We start from the raw sequence: 11581 nt of genomic DNA, 5'->3' as shown, positions 1-11581 counted from the left end.
AATGATGAACATTGGCGCGCTGACGGCGGCGCTACTGGTTGCTGGCTGTAGCGTTGGCCCCGATTATCAGCGTCCGGCGATGGCGCTGCCGACGCACTATAAAGAGGCCAAAGGCTGGACGCAGGCCACGCCGCAGGACGCCAGTCGCAAAGGGGAGTGGTGGACGGTGTATCACGATGCCACCTTGTCCAGCCTGCTGCGCCAGGTGAGCATCTCTAACCAGAACGTCGCCAGTTATGCGGCGCAGTATCGCGAAGCCCAGGCGCTGAGCGCGCAGTCGCGCGCGGCGCTGTTTCCCTCACTCGACTACGATGTCAGCAGCACGCGCAGCGGCAGCCGTGCCAGCACCAGCGGTCAGCGCAGCGTCAGCAACAGCCACAGCGCTACGCTGAATGCCAGCTGGGAGCTGGATCTGTGGGGCAAACTGCGCCGCACCCAGGAAGAGGATAAGGCCAGCGCGCAGGCCAGCCAGGCGGAACTGGCTAATGTCACGCTGAGCGCCCAGTCAGAGCTGGCGCAGGACTATTTTCAGCTGCGCATCATCGACGAAAAGATCGCGCTCTATCAGCGCAGCATTGAAGCTTATCAGCGCTATCTCAGCGTGATTAACAACAAGTACCGCGCCGGTAGCGAATCCCGCGCCACCCTGGCGCAGGCACAGATGCAGCTGGAGAGCGCCCGCGCTTCGGCGCAGGATTATCAGTGGCAGCGCGCGCAACTGGAGCACGCGGTGGCGCTGCTGCTGGGGCGTGCGCCAGCCGACTTTACCTTGCCGGTGGCGAAGCTGGATGCCACGCTGCCGTCCATTCCGCAGAGCCTGCCTTCGGCGCTGCTGCAGCGCCGTCCGGACATCGCCTATGCCGAACGTAACGTGGCGGCCGCCAACGCGGCGGTCGGGGTGGCGATAGCCGGTTATTATCCCGACCTGACGCTCAGCGCCAGCGGTGGCGTGACCGCCTCGGCGATCCACAGTTTATTGTCGCTGCCGAATCGCGCCTGGTCGCTGGGGCCGGAGCTCAGCGGTACGCTGCTCGATTTTGGCGCGACCTCGGCGAAAGTGGCGCAGGCGCGTGCCGCCTATGATGCCAGCGTGGCCACCTATCGCCAGACGGTGCTGAGCGCGCTGGGAGAAGTGGAAGATAACCTGGTGGAACTGAATACCCTGCAGGGGGAAATCGCCGCGCAGCAGCGCGCCGCCGTGGCAGCACAGGCGTCAGCACGCGTAACGCGCAACCAGTATGACGCCGGCATGATTGATTACCTTGATGTCGCTACCACGGAAAACAGCAGCCTGAGCGAGCAGCAGAGCCTGCTGTCGTTGCAGAGCAGCCAGTGGGTGAGCAGCGTGGCGCTGATCGCCGCGCTGGGCGGCGGCTGGCAGGGCGAATCACCCTGAATTCATCACGATAAATCACTGCGCTACTTGTCGAACATCCCCGGATCCTGCAAGGTAAGAACCATTTTTTACCGCTGCTAAGGAGCTGGCATGCTATTTACCGTTCTGCGTTTCCTCTGTCGCCTGTTATGGCGCGTTGAGCTGCGTGGCGATCTGACTGCCCTGCACAAAGAAAAAGTGCTGATCACGCCAAACCATATGTCGTTTCTCGATGGCGTGCTGCTGGCGCTGTTTCTGCCCATCAAACCGGTGTTCGCCGTCTATTCCTCGATCAGCGAACAGTGGTATATGCGCCTGCTCAGGCCGGTCATCGACTTCGTGCCGCTCGACCCCACCAAACCGATGTCGATCAAACATCTGGTGCGCATGATCAACGAAGGGCGTCCGGTGGTGATCTTTCCGGAAGGGCGCATTACCGTCACCGGCTCATTGATGAAAATCTACAGCGGCGCTGGCTTCGTCGCTGCGAAATCCGCCGCCACCGTGGTGCCGATGCGCATTGAAGGCGCAGAGTACACGCCGTTTGGCCGCCTGGCCGGGGTGTTTAAACGCCGCCTGTTCCCGCGCATTACCCTGACGGTGCTGCCGGCCACGGTGATTCCCATGCCGGAAGCGAAACGCGCGCGCGACCGCCGCGTGCTGGCCGGTGAGCATTTACACCATGTGATGATGGAAGCGCGCATGGCGGTGCGCCCGCGCGAAACGCTGTTCGACGCTTTTCTCAATGCGCGCACCCGTTACGGGCTGAGTAAAGCCTGCATCGAAGACATCAACTTTAAGCCGGACAGCTACACCGGACTGTTGAAAAAAGCGCTCGGCGTCGGACGCATTCTGGAGCGCTACAGCCAGCAGGGCGAATTCGTTGGCCTGCTGCTGCCGAACGCCACGGTGACCGCGGCAGCGATTCTCGGGGCTTCACTGCGCGGTCGCGTGCCGGCCATGCTCAACTACACCGCCGGCATCAACGGCATGCGCGCGGCGCTGACCGCCTCGCAGGTGAAAACCGTGTTTACCTCGCGCCAGTTCCTGGAGAAAGGCAACCTGTGGCACCTGCCGCAGGGGCTGACGGAGGTGCAGTGGATCTATCTGGAGGATCTGAAGGATACCGTCACGCTGCAGGACAAACTGTGGATCCTCGCGCACCTGCTGCTGCCACGCCGGGCACAGGTTGCGCAGCAGCCAGAAGACGCGGCAATGGTGCTGTTTACCTCCGGCTCGGAAGGCAATCCCAAAGGTGTGGTGCACTCGCATAAAAGCCTGCTGGCGAACGTGGAGCAGATTCGCACCGTGGCGGACTTCACCCCGCGCGACCGCTTTATGTCGGCGCTGCCGCTGTTCCACGCCTTCGGCCTCACCGTCGGACTGTTCACGCCGCTGCTGACCGGCGCGCAGGTGTTCCTCTATCCCAGCCCGCTGCACTATCGCATCGTGCCGGAGCTGGTGTATGACCGTAACTGCACCGTGCTGTTCGGCACCTCCACCTTCCTCGGCAACTATGCGCGCTTTGCCAGCCCGTACGATTTCGCCCGGCTGCGCTACGTGGTGGCCGGTGCCGAGAAGCTGCAGGAAGGCACGCGCCAGATCTACATGGATAAGTACGGCATCCGCATCCTCGAAGGTTACGGCGTGACCGAGTGTGCGCCAGTGGTGGCAATCAACGTACCGATGGCCGCCAAATCGCATACCGTCGGCCGTATTCTGCCGGGCATGGATTCACGTCTGATTGCGGTACCGGGCATTGAGCAGGGCGGACGACTACAGCTGCGCGGTCCGAATGTGATGAACGGCTACCTGCGGGTGGAAAACCCCGGCGTGCTGGAGCCACCGGTGGCGGATAACGGCGAGGGCGAACAGGAAGCCGGCTGGTACGATACCGGGGATATTGTCAGCTTTGACGAGGGCGGTTTCTGTCAGATTCAGGGGCGCGCTAAACGCTTCGCCAAAATCGCTGGTGAGATGGTGTCGCTGGAGAGCGTGGAGCAGATTGCCCTGAAAGCCTCGGCGGAGAAACAGCACGCGGCGTCGCTGCGGCCCGATGGCCAGCGCGGTGAAGCGCTGGTGCTGTTTACCACCGACAGTGAACTCAGCCGCGAGCGGCTGCAGCAGGCCGCGCGTGAGATGGGTGCGCCAGAGCTGGCCGTGCCGCGCGACATTCGCTACATGAAACAGCTGCCGATGCTGGGCAGCGGTAAACCAGACTACGTCAGCCTGAAACAGCTGGCAGAAGAGGAGCGGGCATGAGTCAGTCGGTGAATCCGGACGCTCCGTTGCTGTCGCGCAGTATGCTGGCGGTGATCGTGGCACAGTTTTTCTCTGCCTTTGGCGACAACGCGCTGCTGTTCGCCACGCTGGCGCTGCTGAAAAGTCAGTTCTATCCGGACTGGAGCCAGCCGATCCTGCAGATGCTGTTTGTGGCCACTTACATTCTGCTCGCGCCGTTTGTCGGGCAGATGGCCGACAGCTTTGCCAAAGGGCGGGTGATGATGTTTGCCAACAGCCTTAAGCTGCTCGGTGCGCTGGTGATCTGCTTCGGCTTTAATCCGTTTCTCGGCTACACGCTGGTGGGTGTCGGCGCGGCGGCGTATTCGCCGGCGAAATACGGCATCCTGACGGAGATCACCAGCGGCGCGCGGCTGGTGAAAGCCAACGGGCTGATGGAGTCGTCGACTATCGCGGCGATTCTGCTCGGCTCGGTGGCAGGCGGCGTGCTCGCCGACTGGCATCTGCTGGCAGCACTGGTGGTGTGTGCACTCACTTACGCACTGGCGGTGGTGGCGAACCTGTTCATTCCGCGTCTGCAGGCAGCGCGCCCCGGCCAGAGCTGGCACGCTGGCGCGATGCTGCGCAGCTTTATCGCCTCGGCACAGCTGCTGTGGCGTAACGGTGAAACCCGCTTCTCGCTGCTCGGCACCAGCCTGTTCTGGGGTGCCGGCGTCACGCTGCGCTTCCTGCTGGTGTTGTGGGTACCGGTGGCGCTCGGCATCACGGACAACAAAACGCCGACCACGCTAAATGCCATGGTGGCGATCGGTATCGTTATCGGCGCGGCCGCGGCGGCAAAACTGGTCACGCTGCAAACGGTGCGGCGCTGCATGCCGGCCGGCGTGCTGATTGGCGTGATGGTGGTGCTGTTCTCGCTGCAGCATAGCCTGCTGAATGCGTATCTGCTACTGATGCTGATTGGTGCGCTTGGCGGCTTCTTTGTGGTGCCGCTCAACGCGCTGTTGCAGGAGCGCGGCAAAGATACCGTGGGTTCAGGCAATGCGATTGCGGTGCAAAACCTGGGTGAGAACAGCGCGATGCTGCTGATGCTGGGGCTGTATACCGTGGCGATTAAGCTGGGGGCGCCGGCGGTCGCGACGGGCGTAGGCTTCGGCGCGCTGTTCGCCATGGCGATTGCCGTGCTGTGGTGGAGAACGCGTCGCTGAGCGGCGCAGAAAGGGACCAGGTCGCCATGAATGGCGACCCTACCCTGGCCCGGCGCGTACGCCAAAACCACAGCAGGTACGCGAGGGTAACACAAACCCTGTAGGGTGCGCGTTAACGCGCACCAAAACCGCAGCAGATACGCAAGGGTAACAAACCCTGTAGGGTGCGCGTTAACGCGCACCAGGGAGATTACGGTGCCGGATACGTGTACTGACGGTGAATCGCTTCCAGCGCCTCTAACACCTCGCCGCTCAGCGTCAGGTTGAAACTCTCCACGTTAACCTTCAGCTGTTCCATGGTGGTGGCACCGAGCAGGGTGCTGGCCACAAACGGCTGCTGCCGCACATAGGCCAGCGCCATCTGTGACGGATCCAGGTTGTGCTGTTTCGCCAGTGCCACGTAGGCAGCAATCGCCTGCTGTGACTGCTCGCCGCTGTAGCGGGTAAAGCGGCTAAACAGCGTATTACGTGCGCCGGCCGGTTTCGCCCCGTTGAGGTATTTGCCGCTCAGCGTACCAAAGGCCAGGCTGGAATAGGCCAGCAGTTCCACGCCCTCATGCTGGCTAATCTCTGCCAGACCCACTTCAAAACTGCGGTTCAGCAGGCTGTACGGATTCTGAATGGTGACGATACGCGGCAGCTCATGCTTCTCCGCTAGTTGCAGGTAGCGCATCACGCCCCAGGCCGTTTCGTTCGAGACGCCGATGTAACGGATCTTGCCCGCGCGTACCTGTTCGGTCAGCGCTTCCAGCGTCTCCAGCAGCGTAACGGTGGCGGTGTTATCACTGTACTGATAACCGAGCTTGCCAAAGTAGTTGGTCTGGCGTTGCGGCCAGTGCAGCTGGTAGAGGTCGAGGTAATCGGTATTAAGGCGCTTCAGGCTAGCGTCCAGCGCTTCGCGGATGTTCTTGCGATCCAGCGCCTGGTTGGGGCGAATCAGCGCATCGCTGCCGCGCACCGGGCCGGCGACTTTACTCGCCAGAATGATTTTGTCGCGGCTGCCGCGCTTTTGCAGCCAGCTGCCAATGTATTTTTCGGTCAGGCCCTGGGTTTCCGGACGCGGTGGCACCGGATACATCTCGGCGGTATCAATCAGGTTAATACCCTGGCTAACGGCGTAATCAAGCTGCTGGTGGGCGTCGGCTTCGCTATTCTGCTCACCAAACGTCATCGTGCCTAACCCCAGCTGACTGACTTCCAGCGTGCTATGGGGGATACGGTGATAATGCATTGCCGGCTTCCTTTTTTCATTATGAAACGGAATGTTGTGTTCTCTGGGACTATAGCCTGTGAAGTGGCGCAGAAGGAAGGGGGGAAAGTTCGGGAAATCGCCTGCACAGGGGGAAAACGCGTACAGGCGAGGCAATTTGGCAATTAACGCTCAATGATGGTGGAAACCTCGTCACCATTAATTTGCATAACATGGCCCTGTTCGTCGGTGTACTGCACCAGACCGGTTTCTTTATCAATCGACGGCTTACCTTCGGTCATAATCATGCGGCCATCTTTGGTGGCCATAACGTAATCACTGCTGCAACCGCTTAATGCCAGCGCCGCCAGCAGCAGGCCCACTGCACTTACCAACCCTTTCATTCTCAGCTCCCTCAAGCCACTTCAACAGCAAAAGTGTAGTAATAAATGCTTTTGCCAGCTGGAGTAATCGCATCATTCCTAAAATAACAGGGCGAGATGCGCTCGCCCTTGACAGGTTACGCTTTGTTTTTCCTGCTGCGCATCAGGTTCAGACACTCTACCGCCATGGAGAAGAACATCGCAAAATAAATGTAACCTTTTGGTACATGCATACCAAAACTCTCGAGGATCAGGGTAAAGCCGACCAGAATCAGAAACGCCAGCGCCAGCATTTTGACCGACGGATGCCGCTCAACAAACTCGCCAATCGCGCGCGCGGCCACCATCATCATCAGCACTGCGATGACCACCGCCGCCATCATAATGAACAGGTGATCGGACAGACCGACGGCGGTGATCACCGAATCCAGGCTGAAAATGATGTCGAGCAGCATGATCTGCACGATGGCGCCGAAGAAAGAGTGCACATTGGTTTTGTGCTCCTCTTCGCCGCCTTCGATGGTTTCATGGATCTCCATGCTCGACTTCCACAGCAGGAACAGGCCGCCGAACAGCAGAATCAGATCGCGCGCGGAGAAGGCGTGGTCCATGATGGAAAACAACGGCTGCGTCAGTCTCACCACCCAGGCGATGGAGGCCAGCAGCCCAAGGCGCATCAACATCGCCCCCATCAGACCCAGCCGGCGCGCCCGGTTTTGCTGGTGCTGCGGCAGTTTCGCGACCACCAGAGACAGGAAAATAATGTTATCGATACCCAGCACCACTTCCAGAATGGTTAATGTTCCCAGCGCCAGCCAGGCGTTGGGATCAGCAATCCAGTCAAACATGAATCCTTCATTCCTAAACGAAAAGTAAACGGGAATTATACACGGCGCAGGCGGCGCTGCCTAAAGTGATCCTGCAAGGGCGAGGTTGTACCGGGAATTACAGCAGAAAATGCCGTGCCAGCAGCGGTCCGGTAAAGCTCTTCTTGAGGTAAAAACCGCGCGGCAGCGTCATGATCGGCTCGCCGTGTTCGCCGATGGCTTCGGTCAGCGCTTTGCTGTTGGCCGCTTTTGGCCTGATTTGCAGCCACGCGCCGTGGCGGGCGGTGATGCGCTCCACCTGGCCGAGCACGATCATGTCCATCAGCTCTTCCCAGTCCTCACGTAACTGCTGCTCTTCCTGCGCATTCGGTTGCCACAGCAGTGGCGAACCCACGCGGCGCTCGGCCAGCGGAATGGCGCGATCGCCCTCCACCGGGATCCACAGCACCCGCGCCAGCTTGTGGCGCACGTGGCTGGTTTGCCAGGTAACGCCGCTGTTGCCGGTGAGCGGTGCCACGCAGACAAAGGTGGTTTCCAGCGGCTTACCCAGCGCGTCGACCGGAATGGTTTTGAGTTCAATACCGAGATGCGCAAAATCCTGCTCGGCTTTACTGCCGGCGCTGGCGCCCAGCAGCAGCTCCAGCAGCATACCGACCCAGCCTTTGTCACGGCGTAAATCGGCGGGCATCGGCAGGCCAAGCTGCGCGGCCAGCGCGGCAAAGCTCTGACCAGCCAGCTGTTGGGCACGCTGGAGCAGTTCGGCTTCGTTACGGGGCGCAGCAGGCAAGGCGGCAGGGCAATTCATGATAAAACTCGCATTGGTCAAAATGTGGTCAGTAAAGGTCAGCGCGTGTTGTCCACATCGTGCCGGACAATGTAAACGTGATAATAGCATGATTCGGCATGCTTTTTTAGCGCGATTGACCAGGCACTCCCCAGGGTAAGAGGCGGTTATCCCGGTTTGTTATCGACAATGAACAGGATCTTAAACCCAGTTATCCACAGAAAAGTGGGATAACCCCACGTTTTGCCCACCCCTGTTTCCATTTACAGCCTTGACTTTGCCGAACTGCGCGCTTTTTTTCCATTCTCTGCCCAGGTTTAGGACATTCTCTGTGGATAAAATCAACGGTGATGGATCTTTGAGCGGCGGTAACCGCGTGGGGAAGAATAACCGGCTTTCACGCTGTGTATCTGAACGGGTTAACAGGCTATCCCTATGATAAATGGTGGTTTTAGTGCTATTCTCCCCGGCGTGCATGAGAATTTTCCGAAGCGGTTATTCAACTCATTCCCGTGTTCTGCACAAAGCTATCCACAGAAAAGGTGAATAAGATCGCCGTTAAATACCCCTGTCTGTTTATAACATGGCTATTATCTGTGAGTTATCCCATTGTTATCCGGTCAGCGGCGCGGATATCCAGTGGTTTACCGCCTGTAAGGAGTATGAAACAATCAGGCTATTCAAATTTAGCTTTGAGGTAGTCCAGTGATCGATGATGATGGCTACCGCCCGAATGTTGGTATCGTAATCTGTAACAGGCAAGGACAAGTGTTATGGGCCAGGCGCTTTGGACAGCACTCCTGGCAGTTTCCTCAGGGAGGCATCAATCCGGGTGAAACCGCTGAACAGGCGATGTATCGCGAACTGTTCGAAGAAGTGGGTTTACACCGCAAAGATGTTCGAATACTTGCTTCAACCCGTAACTGGTTACGTTACAAGTTGCCAAAACGTTTGGTGCGTTGGGACACAAAGCCGGTGTGTATCGGCCAGAAACAAAAGTGGTTTCTTCTGCAGTTGATGTGTAGTGACGCGGATATCAATGTGCAACACAGCAGCACGCCGGAGTTCGATGGCTGGCGCTGGGTCAGCTTCTGGTATCCGGTACGTCAGGTTGTCTCTTTCAAGCGCGATGTGTATCGCCGCGTCATGAAGGAATTCGCTGGCGTGGTGATGTCTATGCAGGAGAGTGCGGGGCAGCGCAATAACAACGCCGCCCATCGACGTAAAAGAGGATAGGCCACGCCCTTTATGCTCACTCAGTTGCGCGAAATTGTAGAAAAAGTGGCGAGTGCACCGCGTCTGAATGAAGCACTCGACATTCTGGTCAACGAAATATGCCTGGCGATGGAGACCGAGGTCTGCTCGGTTTACCTCGCCGATCACGATCGGCGTTGCTACTACCTGATGGCGACGCGCGGCCTGAAAAAGCCGCGCGGCCGCACGGTTACGCTGGCGTTCGACGAAGGTATCGTCGGGCTGGTGGGCCGCCTGGCCGAGCCGATCAACCTCGCCGATGCGCAAAGTCATCCCAGCTTCAAATACATTCCCTCCGTCAAAGAAGAGCGCTACCGCTCGTTTCTGGGTGTGCCAATCATCAGCCGGCGTCAGCTGCTCGGCGTGCTGGTGGTGCAACAGCGAGAGCATCGTCAGTTCGACGAAAGCGAAGAGTCATTTCTGGTTACGCTGGCCACGCAGATGGCCGCGCTGCTGTCGCAGTCGCAGCTTGGCCAGCTGTTCGGTCAGTTCCGCCAGACGCGCGTTAAAGCGATTGCCGCCGCGCCGGGCGTCGCCGTTGCGCCTGGCTGGGTTGATGAAACGCAGCCGCTGCTCGACCAAGTGTCCGCCGCCTCTACGCTCGATCCGCAGCGTGAACGCGAGCGCCTGATTGTCGCCATGGGCGAGGCGGGCAACGAATTTCGCCGCTTCAGCAAGCGTTTCGCGGCCAGCGTGCAGAAAGAGAGCGCGGCGATCTTCGATCTCTACTCGCACCTGCTCACCGATGCGCGACTGAAAAAAGATCTATTTGCCGAGATCGAGCGCGGATCGGTAGCCGAGTGGGCGGTCAAAACGGTGATCGAGAAGTTTGCCGCACAGTTTGCCAGCCTGCAGGATCACTATTTACGCGAGCGCGCCGGGGATTTGCGCGTGCTCGGCCAGCGCCTGCTGTTCCACCTTGACGACACGCTGGTGGGCACCAACGCCTGGCCGGAACGCTTTGTGCTGGTGGCCGATGAACTCACCGCCACCACGCTGGCGGAGCTGCCGCAGGAGCGGCTGGCGGGTGTGGTGGTGCGCGATGGCGCAGCCAACTCGCACGCGGCGATCCTCACGCGCGCCATGGGTATTCCGACCGTGATGGGCGCGGATATCCTGCCGTCGCAGCTCAACAAGCGGCTGCTGATCGTGGACGGTTATCGCGGCGAAGTGCTGATCGATCCAGAGCCGGTGCTGGTGCAGGAGTATCAGCGGCTGATCAGCGAAGAGAACGCGCTGAGTAAAATGGCCGAAGATGTGGTGGAGCAGCCCGGCGAGCTGAAAAGCGGCGAGCGCGTGCAGGTAATGCTCAACGCCGGTCTTAGCCCGGAACACGAACAGGCGCTCGACAACTGGGTTGACGGCATCGGCCTGTATCGCACCGAAATTCCGTTCATGCTGCAAAGCGGCTTCCCGTCGGAAGAGGAGCAGGTGGCGCAATATCAGGGCATGCTGCAACTGTTTTACGACAAACCGGTGACGCTGCGCACGCTGGATGTCGGCGCTGACAAACAGCTGCCTTACATGCCGATCAGTGAAGAGAACCCCTGTCTCGGCTGGCGTGGCATTCGTCTGACGCTCGACCAGCCGGAGATCTTCCTGGTGCAGGTGCGCGCCATGCTGCGCGCCAACGTCGCTTCGGGCAACCTGAGCATTCTGCTGCCGATGATCAGTCATATCGACGAGATCGAAGAGGCGCGGCGCCTGATCGATCGCGCCGGTCGCGAAGTGGAAGAGATGCTCGGTTATGCCATTCCAAAACCGCGTATTGGCGTGATGATTGAAGTGCCGTCGATGCTGTTCCTGATCCCGCATCTGGCGCAACGCGTGGACTTTATCTCCGTCGGCACCAACGATCTCACCCAATATCTGCTGGCGGTCGATCGCAACAATACCCGCGTTGCCAACCTTTACGATTCGCTGCATCCGGCGATGCTGCGGGCGTTGCAAACCATCGCCAGTGAAGCCCGCCAGGCCAAACTGGAGTTGTGCCTGTGTGGTGAAATGGCGGGCGATCCGATGTGCGTCGCGCTGCTGGTGGGTCTGGGTTATCACCATCTCAGCATGAACGGCAAGAACATTCCGCGCGTCAAATACCTGCTGCGCCACCTCGATTATGAAGAGGCGCAGAAACTGAGCCAGCAGGGCGTGATGGCGCACACCGCAACGGAAGTGCGCCATCTGGTGTCGGCCTTCATGGAGCGGCGCGGCCTGGGCGGACTGATTCGCGGCGGACGTTAACTGTTTACATTTCTGCGGAAATTGTGAAAAGCGGCTGTGCTATGATGCGCAGCCTTTTATTGTATGGCCCTTTAGCCAC

9 protein-coding genes are annotated in these 11581 nt (G+C 59.5%); 5 read left to right on the top strand and 4 right to left on the bottom strand.

All coding sequences use genetic code 11. The features are described 5' to 3' along the window. Positions 1-4: 4 nt before the first annotated feature. The 3 genes from F3J41_RS09915 (at position 5) to lplT (ending at position 4824) form a co-directional block, all read left to right on the top strand. A complete protein-coding gene (locus F3J41_RS09915; protein ID WP_371221686.1) occupies positions 5-1396 on the top strand; it encodes an efflux transporter outer membrane subunit in 1392 nt (463 codons plus the stop codon). Between the two features lie 90 nt (positions 1397-1486). After that, complete coding sequence (aas, locus tag F3J41_RS09910) at positions 1487-3637, top strand: bifunctional acyl-ACP--phospholipid O-acyltransferase/long-chain-fatty-acid--ACP ligase (protein WP_166710941.1); 2151 nt, start codon at positions 1487-1489, stop codon at positions 3635-3637. Further along, the gene (gene lplT / locus F3J41_RS09905; protein ID WP_059012310.1) at positions 3634-4824 is read left to right on the top strand and encodes a lysophospholipid transporter LplT; all 1191 of its coding nucleotides are present in this window, start codon (positions 3634-3636) and stop codon (positions 4822-4824) included. Before aas ends, lplT begins: the two co-directional genes overlap by 4 nt. A gap of 190 nt (positions 4825-5014) precedes the next feature. Here the strand turns inward: lplT and F3J41_RS09900 are convergent, their stop codons facing one another. From F3J41_RS09900 to mutH, 4 genes are all read right to left on the bottom strand, one after another. Further along, positions 5015-6055, bottom strand: coding sequence for an NADP(H)-dependent aldo-keto reductase (locus F3J41_RS09900; protein ID WP_021506697.1), 1041 nt, complete (start codon positions 6053-6055; stop codon positions 5015-5017). Positions 6056-6198: 143 nt separating this feature from the next. Continuing rightward, the gene (locus F3J41_RS09895; protein ID WP_021506698.1) at positions 6199-6417 is read right to left on the bottom strand and encodes a YgdI/YgdR family lipoprotein; all 219 of its coding nucleotides are present in this window, start codon (positions 6415-6417) and stop codon (positions 6199-6201) included. Positions 6418-6533: 116 nt separating this feature from the next. Then, positions 6534-7244: a TerC family protein gene (locus F3J41_RS09890; RefSeq protein WP_021506699.1), complete on the bottom strand. Its 711-nt coding sequence runs from the start codon at positions 7242-7244 to the stop codon at positions 6534-6536. A 97-nt stretch (positions 7245-7341) separates the two neighbouring features. After that, the gene (gene mutH, locus F3J41_RS09885; protein ID WP_058757065.1) at positions 7342-8028 is read right to left on the bottom strand and encodes a DNA mismatch repair endonuclease MutH; all 687 of its coding nucleotides are present in this window, start codon (positions 8026-8028) and stop codon (positions 7342-7344) included. A 684-nt stretch (positions 8029-8712) separates the two neighbouring features. On the opposite strand from mutH, the gene rppH reads away from it, so the two are divergent. Beyond that, positions 8713-9243 (top strand): RNA pyrophosphohydrolase, encoded by a 531-nt coding sequence (gene rppH / locus F3J41_RS09880; protein ID WP_031279497.1) that lies wholly within the window; start codon positions 8713-8715, stop codon positions 9241-9243. Positions 9244-9255: 12 nt separating this feature from the next. Further along, positions 9256-11502: a phosphoenolpyruvate--protein phosphotransferase gene (gene ptsP, locus F3J41_RS09875; RefSeq protein WP_058757064.1), complete on the top strand. Its 2247-nt coding sequence runs from the start codon at positions 9256-9258 to the stop codon at positions 11500-11502. The last annotated feature ends 79 nt before the right edge of the window (positions 11503-11581 follow it).

Source organism: Pantoea sp. Ap-870, from assembly GCF_011752515.1.
Lineage (GTDB): Bacteria > Pseudomonadota > Gammaproteobacteria > Enterobacterales > Enterobacteriaceae > Pantoea > Pantoea dispersa.
This window is presented reverse-complemented; position numbering and strand designations above follow the sequence as displayed.

What these genes read in the sequence shown, in the direction of transcription:
- F3J41_RS09890 (WP_021506699.1), bottom strand. Translation starts at nt 7,244, where the DNA reads ATGTTTGACTGGATTGCTGATCCCAACGCCTGGCTGGCGCTGGGAACA.
- lplT (WP_059012310.1), top strand. Translation starts at nt 3,634, where the DNA reads ATGAGTCAGTCGGTGAATCCGGACGCTCCGTTGCTGTCGCGCAGTATG.
- F3J41_RS09900 (WP_021506697.1), bottom strand. Translation starts at nt 6,055, where the DNA reads ATGCATTATCACCGTATCCCCCATAGCACGCTGGAAGTCAGTCAGCTG.
- ptsP (WP_058757064.1), top strand. Translation starts at nt 9,256, where the DNA reads ATGCTCACTCAGTTGCGCGAAATTGTAGAAAAAGTGGCGAGTGCACCG.
- F3J41_RS09895 (WP_021506698.1), bottom strand. Translation starts at nt 6,417, where the DNA reads ATGAAAGGGTTGGTAAGTGCAGTGGGCCTGCTGCTGGCGGCGCTGGCA.
- aas (WP_166710941.1), top strand. Translation starts at nt 1,487, where the DNA reads ATGCTATTTACCGTTCTGCGTTTCCTCTGTCGCCTGTTATGGCGCGTT.
- mutH (WP_058757065.1), bottom strand. Translation starts at nt 8,028, where the DNA reads ATGAATTGCCCTGCCGCCTTGCCTGCTGCGCCCCGTAACGAAGCCGAA.
- F3J41_RS09915 (WP_371221686.1), top strand. Translation starts at nt 5, where the DNA reads ATGAACATTGGCGCGCTGACGGCGGCGCTACTGGTTGCTGGCTGTAGC.